Origin of the sequence: Nocardia sp. NPDC088792 (genome assembly GCF_044750615.1) — a bacterium.
In the GTDB taxonomy this organism is placed as follows: Bacteria; Actinomycetota; Actinomycetes; order Mycobacteriales; family Mycobacteriaceae; genus Nocardia.
On record NZ_JBIVKC010000005.1, the window covers coordinates 877,443 to 895,135 of the forward strand.

Annotated in this window: 18 protein-coding genes; 9 read left to right on the top strand and 9 right to left on the bottom strand. The window is 68.6% G+C overall.

Features of this window, described 5'->3' with window-relative positions; all coding sequences use genetic code 11:
• Window positions 1-130: 130 nt before the first annotated feature.
• Entirely contained in the window at window positions 131-742 is a 612-nt protein-coding gene (locus tag ACIP5Y_RS36310; protein WP_400356893.1) for a helix-turn-helix domain-containing protein, read from the bottom strand.
• A 138-nt stretch (window positions 743-880) separates the two neighbouring features.
• Here ACIP5Y_RS36310 and ACIP5Y_RS36315 point away from each other — a divergent pair, with 138 nt between their 5' ends.
• The 6 genes from ACIP5Y_RS36315 to ACIP5Y_RS36340 all read left to right on the top strand — a co-directional run bounded on the left by ACIP5Y_RS36315 (window position 881) and on the right by ACIP5Y_RS36340 (window position 6,529).
• The gene (locus tag ACIP5Y_RS36315; protein ID WP_400356894.1) at window positions 881-1,990 is read left to right on the top strand and encodes an aryl-sulfate sulfotransferase; all 1,110 of its coding nucleotides are present in this window, start codon (window positions 881-883) and stop codon (window positions 1,988-1,990) included.
• 185 nt (window positions 1,991-2,175) lie between these two features.
• Window positions 2,176-3,465 carry a uracil-xanthine permease family protein gene (locus ACIP5Y_RS36320; protein ID WP_400356895.1) on the top strand — a complete coding sequence of 430 codons (1,290 nt, stop codon included), beginning with the start codon at window positions 2,176-2,178 and terminating at the stop codon, window positions 3,463-3,465.
• 45 nt (window positions 3,466-3,510) lie between these two features.
• Entirely contained in the window at window positions 3,511-3,687 is a 177-nt protein-coding gene (locus tag ACIP5Y_RS36325) for a hypothetical protein (protein ID WP_400356896.1), read from the top strand.
• Between the two features lie 39 nt (window positions 3,688-3,726).
• Complete coding sequence (locus tag ACIP5Y_RS36330; RefSeq protein ID WP_400356897.1) at window positions 3,727-4,326, top strand: Crp/Fnr family transcriptional regulator; 600 nt, start codon at window positions 3,727-3,729, stop codon at window positions 4,324-4,326.
• A gap of 61 nt (window positions 4,327-4,387) precedes the next feature.
• Window positions 4,388-5,341, top strand: a complete 954-nt coding sequence (locus ACIP5Y_RS36335) for an NADP-dependent oxidoreductase (RefSeq protein ID WP_400356898.1) — start codon at window positions 4,388-4,390, stop codon at window positions 5,339-5,341.
• A 168-nt stretch (window positions 5,342-5,509) separates the two neighbouring features.
• On the top strand, window positions 5,510-6,529 hold the full coding sequence (locus ACIP5Y_RS36340) for a cation diffusion facilitator family transporter (protein ID WP_400356899.1): 1,020 nt from the start codon (window positions 5,510-5,512) through the stop codon (window positions 6,527-6,529).
• Between the two features lie 171 nt (window positions 6,530-6,700).
• On the opposite strand, the gene ACIP5Y_RS36345 is transcribed toward ACIP5Y_RS36340, so the two are convergent.
• From ACIP5Y_RS36345 to ACIP5Y_RS36365, 5 genes are all read right to left on the bottom strand, one after another.
• On the bottom strand, window positions 6,701-7,624 hold the full coding sequence (locus ACIP5Y_RS36345) for a dienelactone hydrolase family protein (protein ID WP_400356900.1): 924 nt from the start codon (window positions 7,622-7,624) through the stop codon (window positions 6,701-6,703).
• An 84-nt stretch (window positions 7,625-7,708) separates the two neighbouring features.
• Window positions 7,709-9,214, bottom strand: a complete 1,506-nt coding sequence (locus ACIP5Y_RS36350) for an aldehyde dehydrogenase family protein (RefSeq protein WP_400356901.1) — start codon at window positions 9,212-9,214, stop codon at window positions 7,709-7,711.
• A gap of 105 nt (window positions 9,215-9,319) precedes the next feature.
• Entirely contained in the window at window positions 9,320-9,844 is a 525-nt protein-coding gene (locus tag ACIP5Y_RS36355) for a VOC family protein (protein ID WP_400356902.1), read from the bottom strand.
• A 133-nt stretch (window positions 9,845-9,977) separates the two neighbouring features.
• Window positions 9,978-11,552, bottom strand: a complete 1,575-nt coding sequence (locus tag ACIP5Y_RS36360; RefSeq protein WP_400356903.1) for an AMP-binding protein — start codon at window positions 11,550-11,552, stop codon at window positions 9,978-9,980.
• A 14-nt stretch (window positions 11,553-11,566) separates the two neighbouring features.
• The gene (locus ACIP5Y_RS36365; protein WP_400356904.1) at window positions 11,567-12,493 is read right to left on the bottom strand and encodes an NAD(P)H-dependent flavin oxidoreductase; all 927 of its coding nucleotides are present in this window, start codon (window positions 12,491-12,493) and stop codon (window positions 11,567-11,569) included.
• Between the two features lie 157 nt (window positions 12,494-12,650).
• Between ACIP5Y_RS36365 and ACIP5Y_RS36370 the strand changes: the two genes are divergently transcribed.
• Together ACIP5Y_RS36370 and ACIP5Y_RS36375 are read left to right on the top strand one after the other, a co-directional pair.
• Complete coding sequence (locus ACIP5Y_RS36370) at window positions 12,651-13,262, top strand: TetR family transcriptional regulator (protein ID WP_400356905.1); 612 nt, start codon at window positions 12,651-12,653, stop codon at window positions 13,260-13,262.
• 16 nt (window positions 13,263-13,278) lie between these two features.
• Window positions 13,279-14,106: an alpha/beta fold hydrolase gene (locus ACIP5Y_RS36375; protein WP_400356906.1), complete on the top strand. Its 828-nt coding sequence runs from the start codon at window positions 13,279-13,281 to the stop codon at window positions 14,104-14,106.
• Here ACIP5Y_RS36375 and ACIP5Y_RS36380 read toward each other — a convergent pair.
• The 3 genes from ACIP5Y_RS36380 to ACIP5Y_RS36390 form a co-directional block, all read right to left on the bottom strand.
• Entirely contained in the window at window positions 14,095-14,805 is a 711-nt protein-coding gene (locus ACIP5Y_RS36380; RefSeq protein WP_400356907.1) for a TIGR03943 family putative permease subunit, read from the bottom strand. The two genes, ACIP5Y_RS36375 and ACIP5Y_RS36380, sit on opposite strands and share 12 nt — an antisense overlap.
• Before the next feature lie 16 nt (window positions 14,806-14,821).
• Window positions 14,822-15,826 carry a permease gene (locus ACIP5Y_RS36385; protein WP_400356908.1) on the bottom strand — a complete coding sequence of 335 codons (1,005 nt, stop codon included), beginning with the start codon at window positions 15,824-15,826 and terminating at the stop codon, window positions 14,822-14,824.
• Between the two features lie 92 nt (window positions 15,827-15,918).
• On the bottom strand, window positions 15,919-16,707 hold the full coding sequence (locus ACIP5Y_RS36390) for an SDR family NAD(P)-dependent oxidoreductase (protein WP_400356909.1): 789 nt from the start codon (window positions 16,705-16,707) through the stop codon (window positions 15,919-15,921).
• Window positions 16,708-16,889: 182 nt separating this feature from the next.
• Here ACIP5Y_RS36390 and ACIP5Y_RS36395 point away from each other — a divergent pair, with 182 nt between their 5' ends.
• A complete protein-coding gene (locus ACIP5Y_RS36395) occupies window positions 16,890-17,525 on the top strand; it encodes an alcohol dehydrogenase catalytic domain-containing protein (protein ID WP_400356910.1) in 636 nt (211 codons plus the stop codon).
• The last annotated feature ends 168 nt before the right edge of the window (window positions 17,526-17,693 follow it).

Below are 17,693 nucleotides of genomic sequence, written 5' to 3' on the forward strand. Positions count from 1 at the left end.
TGGTTGTGCCGATGTGGATTTCGCTTACTTGCGACCCCGTAGCAACAGGAAGGCCATCCATGCGGCGCCCGTGAGACCGAGGACGACCACCACACCTATGGTTGTCAGGATTGCGTCCATACCAACGATATTACGGGTTGCGGGGCCGATGCGGGCGGCGTCGGACGGTCAGTCCATCGGCGACCGTGAGTACCAGTGTGGTGGTGTCGTCGGTGTGCGCCCACCAGCGGTGACGCACGCCCGCCGCACAGTAGTAGCTGTCCCCGGCGGTGAGGATCAGTTCCTCGTCACCTGCGACGACGGTGATGGCGCCGTGCACGACATGGATCAATTCGTCGTTGTCGTGCACGAATTCGCGGGCGCCGTGGGTGCGGCCGCCGGTGAACTCGAGTGCTCGCAGGTTGCGGTCGCCGTGCACCAGGGAGCGCACCGAGCCGTCCTCCGGATCCGCTTGCGGCAGACGGGTGTCCTCGGTGGCGCGCACCACGGGGGAGCGGGGTGCGGTGTCGGCGGCGGCGAGCAGTGCGGTGGCCGTGGTGCCCAGGGCATCCGCAATGCGTTGCAGCGAGCGGAGACTCGTATTGCTGCGGCCGTTCTCGAACTGGCTCAGGAAGGACTGGGACAGGGTCGCCTGCTCGGCGAGCTGAGCGAGGGTGAGGCCGGCCTCCAGCCGGTGGGCGTGCACTACATGACCCAGGCGCTGCCAGCGGCCTGGTTCCGCGATGTCCTGCTGAATGCTCACCCTCCGCCTTTCGTCCGGTGCCTCATTGTCTGCCCGGCGATCCGGTATCCCAGTGTTTACCTCGAGGTGATCGGAAACCTTCTGTTCGGTCCTAGCCTACTGAATATTCAGTGGAGCTGAATATTCGATGGAGGACCAGTGGAGCAGAACACTCTCAAGCGGCGTGGCACCGGGCTGATCGGCGTCGATCCGGAGCACGCGTTCCCCGGATACACCCTGTACGCACCGCTCGCGGGGAACGGGATCGTCGACCTGGTCGGCCTCGACGGCGAACTCGCGCACCGCTGGCAGCTGCCCTACCGGCCCGGCCGGCACGCCCGCCTGCTGCCCGACGGCACCCTCGCCTACAACGGCAACACCCTCGACGCGGGCGCGCTGTTCCCCATGTGGCGCAAATACAGCGGCGGGTCCATGGGCAGATACGCCCCCGACGGCACCCTGCTGCACGAACACCGCGACGACCTGCAACACCACGACGCACACCACTACGACGACGGCCGCATCATCTACACCGCCGTCGAACCCCTGGAAGGCGCTGCGGCGCAACGTATCCTGGGCGGCGTACCCGGCACCGAGGCGGACGGCGTGATCTGGGCCGACGTCATCCGCGAGGTCGACGCCGACGGCGCCACCCGCTGGGAATGGCGCGCCGCCGAACACCTCGACCCCGAAGACGCGGTGCTGCAGCCGCATTACTGGCGCGAACACTGGCCGCTCATCAACAGCGTCCACCCCCTCGGCGAGGACACCGTGATCGCCAGCCTGCGCAGCGTCTCCGCGGTCATCCTGATCGACCGCGCCACCGGCAAATACACCCTGCTCGCCGACCGCGCGACCCTCGCCCAGCAGCACCACGCCACCCCCGTCGGCGACGGCAAGATCCTCGTCTTCGACAACGGCACCTTCCGCACCGCCGAATCGGTCACCTTCAGCCGGGTCATCGAAATCGACCCGGCCACCGGCGAAATCACCTGGAAATACCAGGACTCCCCGCGCGAGGCCTTCTTCACCCCCTTCATGGGCGGCGCCCAGCGCCTGGCCAACGGCAATACCCTCATCACCGAGGCCGCCTTCGGCCGCATCTTCGAAGTCACTCCGGCGCAACAAATCTGCTGGGAATACGTGGTCCCCTCCTTCGCCGAATACCCCGACCCGGGCACCGCCGAAGCCTTCCCCGGCATCTCGAACGCCATCTTCCGCGCCTACCGCTACGCCGCCTCCGACATCCCCTGGCTGGCGGACAGATGAGCTCCGCGGGCGGATCGAAGAGCCCCATCGCCGCATCGGCGAACCGGACCGGCGGACCGAGGGAGCCGGCCGGTGGATCGCAGGCCACACCGGTCGAATCGGAGGACCCGGCCGGCGGAGCGACGAACCTGCCGGGCGGAGTCCCGGCCCCCGCCGGCGAAACAGTGCGCTCGGGGGTCGGATCGGTGGGCACAGCCGCTGCGCCGGTGCATCCGGTGGACGAGATACCGCCGCTCGGAAGGGCTTTCGCCGCGGCCGCGCAGCACCTCGCGGTCATGCTGGCCACGCCGATCACCTCGGTGCTGCTGATCACGCACAGCCTGCACCTGAACGACTCGACCGCCCGCGCGCTGCTCAGCGCCACGCTGTTGTGTTGTGGCATCGGCACCTTGCTGCAGTCCGGCGGGCGCTTCGGGCTCGGCGCGGGATTGCCTTTCGTCATGCTGCCCGGTGGCGCGGCGGTGGTGTTGTTCATTCAGATCGCTCAGGAGTCGAGTCCGGCTACGGCGAGTGGCGCGGTGATTCTCACGGCGGCCGCCGGAATTCTGTTGGTGCCCTTGGCGAAACGGCTCGTCACCCGGCTGCCTGCGGTCGTGCTGGCGAGCATGGTGGTGGTCATCGGCGTGAACCTGGTGAAGGTGGCCGGTGGCCTGATCGTCGCGCCCGGTGAGCGGGCGACCATGTCGGCCGTCGGGCTGGCGGCGGTCACCATTCTGGCGACCGTGCTGGCGCACCGGTTCCTGCCCGCCGGGTGGCGGCGGCTGTCCGTGCTGCTCGGCATGGTGGCCGGGAGTGCGGTGGCGGCGGCCACCGGGCAGTTCCGGCTGCGGCCCGGTTCCGGTCTGGCGCAGACGCCCGCGCTGTTCCCGTTCGGCACACCGCATTTCGATGTGCTCGCGGCGATTCCGTTGCTGGTCTTCAGCATCGGCTCGATGGCGGAGGCTACGGGCCAGACCGTGCTGAATGCCAAGGTGGTGGGCAAGGAGATCGATACCGCGGTGACGGTCGGGCGCACCATTCGCGGTGATGCCGTCACCTCACTGCTGTCGGGTGTCCTGGGCGGTCCGACCATGCTCACCAGTGGCGAGAACATCGGCCTGGTGCGGCTCACCGGGGTCCGCAGCCGGTATGTCACCGGGCTGGCGGGTCTGTTGCTGGCGGTGGCCGCCTTTGTCGCGCCGATCGGGCGGCTGGTGAATTCGCTGCCCGGTCCGGTGGTCGGCGGCACCGCGGCCATTGCCTTCGCCATGATCATCGTGGCCGGGATCGGCATGTTCGAGGGCGTCGATCTGCACGGGGACGGGACGGTCGTCACCGCGACGGCCGCGCTCGCCGCGGGCCTGCTGCCGATTCTCACGCCAGCGCTCTACCAGGGTTTTCCGGCCGATGCGCGCTTGCTGCTGGGCAGCGGTGTGACCATGGCGGCAGTGGTCGGGGTGGTGGTGCACCTGCTGTTCGCGCTGCGCAGAGCCTGACCGGCGGGCACTGCGGGCCGGACCCGATGGGCGTATGCAGGAGGTATGGGAAGCCACCCGCAGCGGACGCCCTTCTACGGGATGCTCATGCTGATCACCTTCATGATCGCCGGGCTGTATGTCCGGGATCTGCCGTGGTTGTGGCTGCGGGTGGTCAGCTATGTCGCGCTGGTCGCCTTCGCCATGGTGGGATTCGTGATGACCTTCCGGGATCTGTCCTGAACGGGAATCGACCGGTGGCTCGATGCGGTTGGAGCAGAGATGGATTCGGAGTTCAGCGCGTTCGTCACCGCCATGCGCGCCGTCGCACCCATTCCGGATGCGGAATTCGTGCGGGCGCAGGCCATTTTCCGGCCGGTGCGGCTGGCCCGCGGTGACCATTTCGCGCATGCGGGCACACCGGCCGACAAGGTCGGGTTCCTGGTCGAGGGCCTGCTGCGCGCCTACTACCTGACCGAGGACGGCGTCGATCGCACCAAATCCTTCCGGGAACCGGGGCAACTCGTCTGCCCGTACGGGGCCAGCCTGCGCAAGCAGGTGTCGGATCTGTTCATCCAGGCGCTCGCGCCCAGCGTCATGCTGGTCACCGACCGTGCCCGCTTCGACGAACTGACCATGGGCGATCCCGGCTGGGGCACGGTCATGCGCCGCCTCACCGAACGTCATTTCCTGGAGGAGGAGAGCGCGCACCGCCGCTTCCTGGTCGGCAATGCCGAGGCCCGCTACGACGAATTCCTGCACGACCAAGGGCATCTCGCGGACCGGTTGAGCGGCCGTCACACCGCCTCCTACCTCGGCATCACACCGGAGGCGCTGAGCCGCATCCGGACGCAGCGACGCCGCGCCGGCGTACACCGTTGAGCCCGCGGGGCATTGATCCGGATCAATGCCCGCGCCTCCGCGGATTCGTAGTTTCATCCGCATGAACACCACCAGAGCAATCACCATCGAATCCTTCGGCGGACCGGAAATCCTTCGCCTGCAGGAACTTCCGCTGCGCGCCCCCGAACCCGGCGAAGTCCTGCTGCGGGTCGAGGCCGCCGGCGTGAACCCGGCCGAGCTGGGCATGCGCGACGGCCGCTACCCCTGGGCGGAGGCGCCCCGCTTCCCACTGGTCCCCGGCTACGACGTCGCGGGCGTCGTGGAAGTGGTCGGCCGCGAGGTCACCGGCCTGGCCCCGGGCGATACGGTCACGGCGACCACCGCCCACTCCCACACGCAAATCGGTTCCTACGCCGAACGTGTCGTCGTCCCCGCCGACCAGGTGGTCCCGGCCCCGGGCCTGACCGCCGAGCAGCGCGCCTCCCTCCCGCTGGCGGGAACCGTTGCGCTGCAGGCTCTGCGCCGCCTCGGCCTGGAGCGTGGCCGGACCCTGCTCGTCAATGGAGTGAGCGGCGCGGTCGGCTCCTTCATCGCGCAGCTGGCCGTACTCGAGGGCATCACCGTCTTCGGCACCGCCTCCGCCGGCGAACACGATTACGTCCGTTCCCTCGGCGCGACCCCGCTGGACCGTCACGGAAACCTCGCCGACCAGCTGCGGGCCGAGGGTTTCGAGGCGGTCGCCGCGGCCTTCGACACGGTGGGCGGCCCCTCCGCTCGCACCGCCTTCACCCTGGTTCGCGATAACGGCCGCTACGCCACCATCGTCCCGCCCTTCTGGATCCCCGGCGGCCAGTTCGAATCCGAGCGCGGCATCATTCCCGAGATCGTCGTCTACTCCCACGTCCGCGCCGACCTCGCCGCCCTGGTGGCTCTCGTCACAGCCGGCCAGCTCCGCGCCCGCATCGCCGACACCCTCCCCCTCGCCGACGCCGCCGAAGCCCACCGCCGACTGATCAAGGGCGGCCTTCGCGGCAAACTCCTCCTCCGCCCCTGATCAGTGGCCTGCCAGCGGCCTATTGTTTCGAGCGCCGGCGCCCGGGAACAGTCCCTTCCGGGGGGTTCAGGAACCGGCCTCCGAGAGTTCCGGGAGTTGGTCTCACTGCTTGCATACATAGCGATGTATGCATATGGTGTGTGATCGGAACGGGACAAAGGAGGGCATATGGGCGCCGGGCACGATCATTCCGGGCATTCGCATGGTGCGACGGCCGACAGCGACAAGCGCTGGCTGGCCGGCGCACTGGCGGTCATCGTCGCTTTCCTGCTGGGCGAGGTGGTCGTCGGTATCGTCGCCCAATCGCTGGCATTGATCTCCGATGCCGCCCATATGCTCACCGACGCCGCGTCGATCGTGCTGGCGCTGTGGGCGATCCGGCTGGCCGCCCGCCCCGCCGCGGGCCGCATGACCTACGGCTGGAAGCGCGCCGAAATCCTCTCCGCGCAGGCCAACGGCCTGACCCTGCTGGGCCTTTCGGCCTGGCTGGCGTACGAGGCCGTGCGCCGCCTCATCGACCCGCCGCCGGTCACCGGCGGCCTGGTGCTGGGCACCGCCCTGGTCGGCATCGTGGTGAATGTGCTGGCCGGCTGGATGATCAGCCGCGCCAACCGCACCAGCCTCAATGTCGAGGGCGCCTACCAGCACATCCTCAACGACCTGTTCGCGTTCATCGCCACCGCGATCGCCGGCCTGATCATCCTGCTCACCGGTTTCGCCCGCGCGGACGGGATCGCCACCTTGATCGTGGTCGTGCTCATGGTGAAGGCCGGTGTCGGCCTGGTGCGCGCCTCGGGCCGCATCTTCCTGGAAGCCGCACCGGCGCACCTGGATCCGGCCGAGATCGGCCGCGAGATGGCCGCCGCGGCCAATGTGGTCGAGATCCACGATCTGCACATCTGGGAGATCACCTCGGGTGACCCGTCCCTGTCCGCCCACGTGGTGGTGGAGCCGGGCGGCGACTGCCACAAGGTGCGCGCGGACGTGGCCCGCCTGCTCGCCGAGCGCTACCACATCGACCACGTGGTGCTGCAGGTCGATCACGAGGAGCACGAGCACGGCGAGCACGCGGGATCCGCCGCGGATGACCACGACCACGGCGACCACGACCATGACGACCACGGTCACGCTTCGCACTGCGCGGATTCGCACGGCCCCGTGCACCGCAAGGTGATGCAGGCGCACTGAATCTCGTCGGCCGCACCGACTTTCGCAGGCCCACTGCGCCTTTCGCGGGCTCACGATCCTTTCGTGGGCCTACGATGGCGTGGTGACCATCGATCCGCTGATCGCGAAACTCCTGCGCCCGGGCGGCCTCTTCTACCTCGTCGAATTCCAGTCGAACCCGCCTAGCGCGCACTACCCGAGATACTTGCCGTACCAATCGTTTACGCGCTGCCAAGCCTCCGCGGCATCGGCGGCCTGATACCGCGGCCCGGTGTCGTTGAAGAATGCGTGGTCCGCGTTCGGCGCGACAAAGGACTCGTGCGTGAGTCCCGCCTTGTCGAGTGCGGCATCCGCGGCCGGCTTCGACGCGTCCACGCGCTGGTCCAGCGCGCCGTACACCGACAACACCGCCGTCTTGGAATTCGTGATCACGCCCCCATCGGGGAACGGCCCGTAGAACGGGGTGGCCGCCGCCAATTCCGGTGTCCCACTGGTGAGCAGCAACCAGGTCAGTCCACCCCCGAAGCAAAAACCGGTAGCCCCCAGCTTCTTTCCCGGCACCCGCCGCTGCAACTCGGCGATCCCGGCCTGCAGATCCGCGACGAACCGCTCCTGCGGAATCTTCGCCAGCGCCGCGGTGGCCGCCGCGTCATCGGTGAACGTCCCGGTTCCGCCTTCTTCCGAGAGCAGATCCACCGCCAGCGCCGAATACCCGACACCGGCGAACCGCCCGGCGACGGACTTGATGTGCGCGGTCAACCCCTTGTTCTCATGAATGACCAGCACCCCACCCCGCGCCTGCCCCGCCTCGGCCCAGGCCGCCTTCAACGTCCGCCCCTCGGGTCCAGCCAGCGTGATATCGCTGGTCTGCACCGCCGTGCTCATCCCGGGTGGCGTCCCGGTAGGCGTCGCACCCCCGGACGCTGCCGCAGCGGATGTCGTTGCAGCAGAGCCCGATCGGCTCGAACTGCTGGAGCAGGCAGCCAACAGTGCAACCGCCGCAGGCGCCCCCAACCCCAGCATCCCCAGCCGCCGCAACGCCTCCCGGCGTTCCAGCAGCCCCTCCGCATGATCGGTGGCGATTTCCTCCGCGATATAACGCTGCAGCGGCATCATGCGAGCCAGCCTAAGCCGCCCACCCCCGCCCGCCCTCGAACTCACACCGCTTTCACAGCGACGAGTCCTCGGCGGCTCGGGTGCTCATTCGCCGAGGTCGATCATGACGGTTTTGAGTTCGGTGTAGGCCTCGAGTGCGGTGCGGCTGCCTTCGCGGCCGAGGCCGGAGGCTTTCACGCCGCCGATGGGGGCGTTGGGCATGAAGCTGTAGCCGTTGACGCCGACCGCACCGGTGTGGAGCAGGCGGGATACGCGCAGGGCTCGGGTGAGGTCGTGGGTGTAGATGCCCGCGGCGAGGCCGTATTCGGAGTCGTTCGCCTGGCGGATGGCGTCCGCTTCGGTGGTGAAGGGGAAGACGGCCAGGACCGGGCCGAAGATCTCCTCGCGGGCCACGGGGCCGTGTGGGTCGAGGCCGGTGAAGACGGCGGGGCCGACCCAGTTACCGTCCGACAGTTCGCCGCCGGGGCGGTCGCCGCCGAAGAGCAGTTCGGCTCGAGCTTCCTGTTTGCCCAGTTCGATGTAGTGCAGCACCTTCTCCAGCTGCGCCTTGTTGATCATCGGCGCGGAGGTGGTGGCCTCGTCGAAGGGATCGCCGAAGCGGACTTCGGCGGCTATTTCCCTTGTGCCCGCGAGGAATTCGTCGTAGACGTCGGCATGCACCAGGGCGCGGGTCTGGGCGGTGCACTGCTGCCCGGTGAGTCCCATGGCGATCATGCTCATGACGGCTCGCCCGGCCGCGCGGGCGTCGGCATCGGGGAAGACCAGGGCGGGGCTCTTGCCGCCGAGTTCGAGGGTGACCCGTTTGATGCCGGCCCCGCTGGCTTCGAGGATGCTCTTGCCGACGCCCTGGCTGCCGGTGAAGCTCACCTTGTTCACGCCCGGATGCGAGGCCAGCGCCGCACCGGCCGCCGCACCCACCCCGGTGACCACATTGACCACGCCCGGCGGCAGGTCGAGATCGGCGAGGAGCTCGACGAATTCGAGCACGGCCAGGCTCGCGTACTCCGACGGCTTCACCACGACGGTGCAGCCGGCGGCCAGCGCCGGGGCGAGCTTGTTCGCCAGCTGCAGCACCGGCGCATTCCACGGCACGATGGCCGCCACCACCCCGATCGGCTCCCGGAAGGTCAGATACTGCAGCGTGTTCCGCTCGGTGAACTGCGGCACCGTCTCGCCGGAGAGCTTGTCGATCCAGCCCGCGTGATAGTCGAACAGATCGGCGGCGAATTCCGCCGACGCCCGGAAGGCGCTGGTGAAGCGCAGCGGAGTTCCGGTGTCCAGCACCTGAATACGGCTCATGCGCGGCGATGCGGCACGCAGCCGATCCCCGATCGTACGCAGCACCCGGGCCCGCTCCCGCGCCTTCATACGCGGCCACGGTCCCTCGTCGAAGGCGCGCCGGGCGGCCCGCACCGCGCGATCGGCATCCTCGGCGGTGCCGTTCGCGATGGAGGTGATGACCTCACCGGTCGCGGGATGCACATGCTCCCACCGGTCTTCCCCGGCCGAATCGGTCCATTCACCGTCGATGTAGAGACGTCCCGCGCCGATCTTCAACTCATCGCGGTACCCAAGCAATGAAAAGCCCACTACCCGTTCCCTTCTAGTCGTCACCATGACGCTAGGAAAACCGGACGGAACCGATCAACGGCCGATTACTGAACGTGCCATCAGCAAGACTGCACGATGACCCGGTCAGTGCTGCCACGGGTTCCGGTGGCCCGCCGGAATCATGCTGTCGAACATGGCGCGAGCCTCGGTGGGCAGCCGCAGCAGTTCGATGTAGGAGCCGAGCGCCCCGCCGGACAGGTAGGCGAATTCCATTCCGATCTCGGGAACGACGCAGTGCTGGACGATCTCGACACCCCGGGCCTGCGCCTGCGCCAGTGCGGTGTCGAAATCCTCCGGCACCCAGGCGATGTGGTTCAGTCCGGGACCCGACTTCGCGATCTGCTCGGTGTACAGGTTCTCGCCCGAGACCGGCGCGATCAGTTCGATCTGCTGCCCGCCGGCGTAACCCAGCGAGGTATCGATGGTGTAGTCGGCGGGTGCGCCCCGGTAGGTGGCCTGTTCCGGCCCGAAGGTCATGCGCGGCATGCGGACCCACTTCTCGACGCCGTAGCGGTCGGTGAATTCCTGCTCGGCGGCGTCGATGTCCTCGACCACCCAGGCCACCTGGAAGATCGGGCCGGAAACAATGTTGATCAGGTTGTTCGTCATGAGTAGAGCTTCGGCGGGACCGCTCACCGCGCACTCACCATCGGCTCACCGCCGCTCACCGATCGGCTCATGGGATGCAGCGCGGGCCGCGCCGATTGCGGGGCGCTCGCATCGCGGTGCCGGGGCGGTGGCGTCAGTGGACCTGTCGGCTGCGGCCGGCCCAATGGGGTGCGCGCAGGGCCTTCTTGTCGACCTTGCCGGAGGGATTCAATGGCAGGGCGTCGACGAACTCCACGGTCTTCGGCGCCCACACGCTGCCTTTGTGCTGCTTCACCAGTGCGATCAATTCCTCCGGTTCGACGACGTGACCCGGTTTGCGGACGACCACGGCGTGGACCGCCTCACCCCACTTGGCGTGCGGAATACCGATGACCGCCGAATGTGCGACGGCGGCATGGCCGGCGAGTACATCCTCGACCTGACGCGGGAAGACATTGAAACCGCCCGAGACGACCAGATCCTTCTTGCGGTCGACGAGGAACAGATAACCGGCCTCGTCGACATATCCGATATCGCCCGAGTGCACCCAATCGTCCCGCAGGGCTTCGGCATTCAGCGCCGGATCCAGATAGCCGGACATGCGGCCGAGCTGCCGGGCGCAGATCTCGCCGGCCTCGCCGACGGGCAAGTGCCGGTCATCGTCGTCCTGGATGGAGATGCCGACATTGAACAGCGGCCGCCCCGCCGAGCCGAGCCGGGCCACCGCGGCGGGATCGTCCAGGCGGTGATCCTCCTTGCGCAGGCAGCTGAGGAATCCGGGCTCGGTGCCCGCATAGGCCTGGACGAATACGGAGCCGAGCGCTTCGATCGCGGCCCGCAGCCGGTCCGGCGCCATCGGGGACCCGGCATAGATCACCGTGCGCAGCAAAGCCAGTTCCGCCGCAGCGAATTCCGGATGTTCGAGCATCAGGTAGATCACGGTCGGCACCACGGCGGTGGCGGTGACCCGATGCCGCGCCACCGCATTCAGCAGGGTGCCGACGTCGAGGCCCGGCAGGATCACATTGGTGCCGCCGCGCAGGAAGGTCGGCAGCGCGAAGATCTGCGTGAAATGGGTCAAAGGCGCACCGTGCGCGAAGATCTCGCCGGGCCGGGTATCGCCGATCTCGAGGCCCGCGGTGATCAGGAAATGACTGAGCCGCTCATGGGTGAACACCACCCCCTTCGGAGTGCCGGTGGATCCCGAGGTGAACATGATCTGGGCGGTATCGTCGGGCGCCAGTTCGATGCCCGGCGCGGAATCGGGCTGGGCGCCGAAGGTTTCGGCGTAGTCGAGTGCCTCGCCGGCCGGCTGATCGCCGAGCCGGATCAGGGTGCGCAGCGCCGGAACCCGGTCACGGATCTCTGCCACGATGGCGTCGAACGAGTAGTGGTAGATCAGTGTGGTGGCGCCGGATTCGGTGAGGAAATAGCGGTGGTCCTCGGCCGCGGCCCGGGCGGCCATCTGAACGGGTACGGCGCCCGCCTTCCAGATGCCGTACTGAGTGGGAAGGTATTCGAGCGTGTTCGGCATCAGCAGGCCGACCCGGTCGCCCTTGCCGACACCCTGTCCGATCAGCCCATTTCCGACGCGGTCGGACAATGACCGCAGCTGCGCGTAGGTCAATTCCCGCTCGCCGGCAATGAGGGCGACGCGTTCGGCGAAGTAGGTGCAGGCGCGATCGAGCACCTCGGTGACCGGACCCCACAGCGAATTCTGGCTCGGCATCGAATGTGTTCCTTTCAGTGACAGGTCATGTCGAACAAGTGGCGGTGGGCATCGCGGTATTGCGCCCGGACGCGCTCGATCAGCTCGGCGACCGAGCGGACGGCGTGCACGCCGGACACCGAATGCCCGGCGCTCCAGACCGTGCGGCCGTCCAGGAGTCGTTCCGCCTGGAAGTCACCTGCCGAAACGCTCTGCGGGGCCTGGGATTCCAGCCAGGCCGCGAGCAGGTTGGCGGGCAGTCCGGCGAGCTGTGCGGTCTGCCGGATATCGTCGAGAGTGGCCGTGACCACCGCCTCCCGGTAGTCCTGGGGCGCCAGGCTTTCCGTGGTCGCGATGAAGCCGGTGCCCATATAGGCCAGATCCGCGCCGAGCGCGCGGGCGGCGAACAGCGCGCGGCCGTCGCTGATCCCGCCGGCCAGTACCAGCGGCCCGGAGAAATGCTCGCGGATCGCGCGTACGAAGGCGAACGGATTCGCCGATCCGGTCTGCCCGCCCGCTCCGGCCGTCAACAGCACCAGCCCGTCGGCGCCCGCGTCCAGTGCGCGTTCGGCGTGACGCAGGGTGGCGACGTCGGCGAAGACCCGGCAGCCGGCCCGATGCAGTGGTCCGATCACGGCTTCCGGTGATCCGACGCTGGTGATGACCAGTTGGACGCCGTGCGCGATGAGCCGGTCCAGATCGCCCGCCAGTCGCGGATTGGTGCGGTGCACCACCAGGTTCGGTGCGATCGGCGCCGCGTCCGGGTGCGGCGCGAGTTCGCCGGTGATGCGCCGCAGCCAGGTATCGAGCGCGTCGACGGTCGGCGCATTGTGGGTCGGGAACGATCCGATGACCCCATTGCGGCAGGCCGCGGTCACCAGTTCGGGGCCCGATACGCCGGTCATGGGCGCGGCGATCAGCGGCAATGTCAGCCGATCGGCCAGCTCCGCAGGTAACGCCATTGTCCCTCCAGAATCCTGAGCTTGTGCATCATGTTGGCAACAAGGTGCGTAATATGCACTCTACAGCTAGTAGAGTGCAACTATCCGGCTGGTGTTGTTCGATGTCAACCGCGAGGTGGAGGACGAATGATCGGGACGAGCAGGAAGGATGGGGGCCGTGAACAGCAGCGAGACCCCAACCCTGCGCGCGGCTACCCGAGCCCTGGCCCGTCAGCGCATCCTGGAGGCCGCCGTGGAACTGGCCGGCGACACCGGCTGGAACGCGGTCCGCATGGTCGACATCGCCACCCGCGCGGGCGTGAGCAGGCGCACCGTGTTCAACGAGTTCGGCTCCAAAACCGGTGTGCTGGAAGCCATGTCATGGCACAACACCGAGCGTTACCTGACCGGCTCGCTGGCCGTCTTCGAACAGCACCGCGACGATCCGGTCGCCGCGATCACGGCCATCTCCGAATTCGTGCTGCGCACCATTGCCGTGGACCCACTGGCCGCCGCCGTGCTCGCGGCCGACCCGCAACAGCCGGACGAGATGCTGTCCATGGTCACCACCCAGTCCGGGCCGTTCGTCACCGCCGCCACCCGCCTCGCCCTCGCACACGCCGAACAGCACTGGCCGGACCGCTTCCGCCCCGGCCTCGACCTGGAGTTCTTCATCGAAAGCCTGGTCCGGCTGCTCTTCAGCCATATCGTCCAGCCCGGCGGCGAGCCGGAGCAGACCGCGCGATCCCTGGGACAACTCGTCCGGCTCGCGCTCACAGATCCCCCGTAGAAAGGACGCGTCAACGATGACGAATCCCGCAACCCCCGCCTCGGCCCCGTACTACCGCGCCGGCGCCGGCGAACCCCTCCTGCTACTGCACGGCGGCACCAGCTCCTGGCACTGCTGGAACACGGTGGCGCCCTTGCTGATCGACAGCTACGACGTCTTCGCCCCCACCCTGCCCGGCCATGCCGGAATCCCCGACCTACCCCGGCCCTACACCATTGCCGCCGCGGCCGACTGGCTCGAAAAGTCCATGGACGACGCCGGATTCGGCACCGCGCACATTGCCGGCAACTCGCTCGGCGGCTGGCTCGCCATGGAACTCGCCCGCCGTGGCCGCGCCCGCAGCGTGGTCGCCTTCTCCCCGGCCGGCGCCTGGAGCACCACCGAAACCCGTGTCCCCGCCATCTTCCGGGCCATGCGCCGGCAGCAGCGCCTCGGCTACCCGCTGATGCCGCTGGTCCTGCGCGTTCCGGCGCTGCGCCGCCGCACGATGCGCACCGTCTGCGAACACGGCGACCGCGTCAGCTCCGAGCAGGCCATCCTCGCGGCCCGAAACGCGCTGCGCTGCACCATTGTCGACGATATTCCGAGCGTCATAGCTACCGAATACGAGCCCTACGGCCCGCTCGATCTCCCGGTCCTCATCGCCTGGAGCGGCAGCGACCGCCTCATCCCCTACGACCGGTACGCCGCCGGCTGGCGCCGCTCGGCCCCCTCCGCCACCTGGCGCATCCTCCCCGATGTCGGCCACGTACCCATGTACGACAACCCGGCCCTCATCGCCGCCACCATCCGCGAATGGACCTGCCATCACTCCTCGGGTGAGCTGAAGCGGTCAGTGGGGTAGCTCGTACGTGCCTGCCGGGGCCGGGATCTCGTGGTAGTCGGTGACCTTGAGGGTCGGGATCCTGGAGGGGTCGCGTCCGGCGCTGCCCGGATCGACGATGCCACGGACCTCGAGCCAGGTGTTGTCCGCGATCCGATCGTGGATCCCGTCGAGATGGACGTACAGGTATCGGGCATCGGCGACGCAGCAGGTGATCAGCACGCGCGCCAGTTCGATGGTGGAATCCCCTGGGGCGATGACGAATCCGGAGATCCGCACCTCCCGTCCGTCAAGGGAATGGCTGGAGTCCAGCACCGCCCGCTCCACGAGGTCGTACATGGTCAGCGTGGGTGCGGGATCCTCCGGCAGCGGCGGGAACGGATGCTGCTGAGGCTGATTCGCGGCGACCGGCATGGGCGCCGAGGTCGTCACGGCCGCGGCGCCCAGCGCGGGCGGGCCGATGAGCAGCAGTGCGGCGGCGGGCGCCAGCAGCAACCATTGCGCGCGGCCGGTACCGTGTCGATGATCGTCCAGCGGCCGGGCGCGCCGGATATCGCGCACTATCGCAATGATTCCGAGCAGTACGAAGCCCGCACCGCTGATCAGCAGGAACGGGAACAGCCCGGGTTTCACGTAGCGGAGGTAACCGCCGTCCAGCGTCGTCCACAGCACCGCGCCACCGATCAGCAGCAGCAACAGATTCTGCGTTTCCCGATTCATCGCGCACCGCCCATGGTCATCGCGCACCGCCCAGGCAGAGATATCCGGCGACCGTGCCGCAGACCACCGCGACCGCGAAGGTCAACGGCGAGAAGCGAATCGCGAAGCGCCGCCCGAAACTGCCCGTCTGCATGGCGAACAACTTCACATCGACCGCGGGCCCGACCACCAGGAACACCAGCCGCGGCAGCAAGGGCAGCGCCGACATGCTCGACGCCACGAACGCATCGGCCTCCGAACACAGCGCGAGCACGATGGCCAGCAAGGCCATCACCAGAATCGCGATCACCATCTCCCCGCCCAGCCGCTGATACCAGGTGGGCGGCACCAGCACGTGCAGGGCCGCCGCGGCCGCCGCGCCCAGCACGAGAAATGCGCTGGCCTGCAACAGATCATGCCGCGCCGCCTCGGTGAACACCTCCCAGCGGGTCCCGCCCTCGGCGCAGTGCTCGTGCCCGCGGCTCCGCGGCAGCATCCAGCCCGGCCGCCCGATCCGGGACCAGAGCAGACCCATGACGAGAGCGGTGGCCAGCGACCCGATGAACCGCGCCCACACCATGCCGGGCTCGCCGGGAAACGCGACCGCCGTCGCGACCAGCACCACCGGATTGGTCGCCGGCGCGGACAACAGAAAGGCCAGCGCCACCGAACTCGGCGCACCCTGATCGATCAACCGCCGCGCCACCGGCACCACACCGCACTCGCACCCCGGCAGCGCCATCCCCGCCAGCCCGGCCACCCCGATCGCCGCGGTCTCGTTGCGCGGCAAGGCCTTACGCAGAAGCGCGGGTGACACGAAGGCCGCGATACCCCCACTGACCAGCACACCGAGCACCAGGAACGGCACCGCCTGCACGAAGACACCCACGAACACGGTGGTCGCGGTCTGCAGCCGCGCGAACGAACCCACCACCGTGGCCAGCCATGCCTGCGCGATGACCCCCACCGCCACCAGCCCGGCGAGCACATACGTCGGAGACACCTTGGCGCGCTCCGCGGGCGGCGCCTGCTGATCGACCATCGCTACATCCTCGCAGGCGAGCGGCGCAAGATCCTGGCAGTCGAGTCCGCCTGGCGGGCCTTACTCGCGGGTGAGCAAGACGGCGCCGCAAGTCACCGGGCGTCGGTTGTGCTGCGGCTGAGGGCGATATGCGGGAATTCGACCGGGGTCGGGGGTTGGCCGGCTTGGAGTTCCCACGCTTGCCCGGTGCCCTTGCCGTGCGCGATGTCCACGGCCGCGGCGGCGATCTCGTCCGGTTCGGCGACGGCGTAGCCCTCTCCGTGCAGGTGTTCGAGCAAAGCGCCGGGGACCATGCCGGTTCGGGCGAAACCGGGACAGATGGCGTTGATGGTGATTCCGGCCTCCGACCACTTCTCCGCGAGCGACCGCACCAGTCCGATGACCGCGTGCTTGCTGGCCCCGTAGATGGGATCGAACGGCGTGGGCGCCACTCCGGCGAGGCTCGAGGTCGCGACGATCGCGCCGCCACCGCGCGCACGTAGCGCGGGCAATGCGGCGTGGATGCCGAACATGACGCCATCCACATTGACCGCCATGGTCCGCCGGTATCGGTCGAGGTCGAAATCCTCACCGGCGCCGCCCGCGCCGCCGGTCCCGGCATTGAGGTGCACCACGTCCAGCCCCCCGAACGCGGACACCGCGACCTCGACCGCGGCCCGATTGTCGTCCAGGCGCGCGACATCGGCGGCGACGAAGTGCCCGCCGGTTTCCGCGGCGACCGCCAGGCCCGCGGCCTCGTCGATATCCACGAGCACGACCTGCGCGCCACCCCGCGCATAGCGCCGCGCCAGCGCCGCGCCGATACCGCTCGCGGCCCCGGTCACCAGGACCACTTCCGCGTGGGCCGCCGATTCGCCGCGATTCGCTGTCGATTCGGTCATCGTGTTCCCTTCGCTGATCATCGAAATCGCTTGCACCAACGAACATATGAGCTTCGGCCCGCCACCGACATGCGTTTGACTCCCCACCCAGGTGGGGCTGTCCCCACCTCGTCCGGTCGCGGGCTGTGTCACGCGGCCGGCCCGAGCGATTCCTTTCCGTGGTGGCCGAGGTCTACCTTGTTATGAGCCTTCCCACCACCATGCGCGCGCTGCGGCAGACCTCGCTGAACGGTCCGCAGGACCTGCGACTGATCACCGACGCACCGGTGCCGATCCCCGGCCGAGGGGAGATCCTGATCCGAGTCGCCGCCGCCGGCATCAACTTTCGCGATATCTCACAGACCCGCGGCGCCGGCCCGGGCGGTCCACCACCGCCCTATATCGCGGGCTTCGAGGCCGCCGGTGCGGTCGTTGCCGTGGGCGACGGGGTGACCGGCGTCGACGCCGGTGCCCTGGTTATCGGTGTCGGATACGGGGCCTTCGCCGAATACATGGTGCTGCCCGCGGCCGCGGCCGTACCGGTGCCGACCGGCTGGGCAGCGGAGGAGGCGCTGGGCCTGGTCGTGAACTGGCCCACCGCACTGGCCGCCCTCAGACCTCTGGGTGGCCTCACCGCCGGGCAGACCGTGCTGATCCACGCGGCCGCGGGCGGTACCGGTCAGGCCGCGGTGAGATTGGCCGAACACTATGGCGCAACGGTCATTGCCACCGCGTCACCGGGCAAGCACGAGACGGTGCGGGCGCTGGGCGCCGACCATGTCCTGGACTCCCGCAGCGCCGACCTCGCCGCCGAGGTATTCATGCACAGCGGCGGCTGACAACTTCACCAAGAGTGGGCGGACACCTCTCCGGCTGGGAAAAGATGGTTGAAATCAGCCTGGGAGTTTCCCCGGAACGCGAACGGCCGCGCACCCCTGGGGTGCGCGGCCGTTTCACCGATCCGCTGGGTGTGGGATCAGGGCAGGACCTGCGGGACAACGGACGGG

Coding starts and splice junctions, on each gene's coding strand:
- ACIP5Y_RS36380 (WP_400356907.1), bottom strand. CDS start 14,805: ATGAATCGGGAAACGCAGAATCTGTTGCTGCTGCTGATCGGTGGCGCG.
- ACIP5Y_RS36365 (WP_400356904.1), bottom strand. CDS start 12,493: ATGGCGTTACCTGCGGAGCTGGCCGATCGGCTGACATTGCCGCTGATC.
- ACIP5Y_RS36355 (WP_400356902.1), bottom strand. CDS start 9,844: ATGACGAACAACCTGATCAACATTGTTTCCGGCCCGATCTTCCAGGTG.
- ACIP5Y_RS36335 (WP_400356898.1), top strand. CDS start 4,388: ATGAACACCACCAGAGCAATCACCATCGAATCCTTCGGCGGACCGGAA.
- ACIP5Y_RS36345 (WP_400356900.1), bottom strand. CDS start 7,624: ATGATGCCGCTGCAGCGTTATATCGCGGAGGAAATCGCCACCGATCAT.
- ACIP5Y_RS36360 (WP_400356903.1), bottom strand. CDS start 11,552: ATGCCGAGCCAGAATTCGCTGTGGGGTCCGGTCACCGAGGTGCTCGAT.
- ACIP5Y_RS36340 (WP_400356899.1), top strand. CDS start 5,510: ATGGGCGCCGGGCACGATCATTCCGGGCATTCGCATGGTGCGACGGCC.
- ACIP5Y_RS36375 (WP_400356906.1), top strand. CDS start 13,279: ATGACGAATCCCGCAACCCCCGCCTCGGCCCCGTACTACCGCGCCGGC.
- ACIP5Y_RS36330 (WP_400356897.1), top strand. CDS start 3,727: ATGGATTCGGAGTTCAGCGCGTTCGTCACCGCCATGCGCGCCGTCGCA.
- ACIP5Y_RS36390 (WP_400356909.1), bottom strand. CDS start 16,707: ATGACCGAATCGACAGCGAATCGCGGCGAATCGGCGGCCCACGCGGAA.
- ACIP5Y_RS36325 (WP_400356896.1), top strand. CDS start 3,511: ATGGGAAGCCACCCGCAGCGGACGCCCTTCTACGGGATGCTCATGCTG.
- ACIP5Y_RS36385 (WP_400356908.1), bottom strand. CDS start 15,826: ATGGTCGATCAGCAGGCGCCGCCCGCGGAGCGCGCCAAGGTGTCTCCG.
- ACIP5Y_RS36395 (WP_400356910.1), top strand. CDS start 16,890: ATGAGCCTTCCCACCACCATGCGCGCGCTGCGGCAGACCTCGCTGAAC.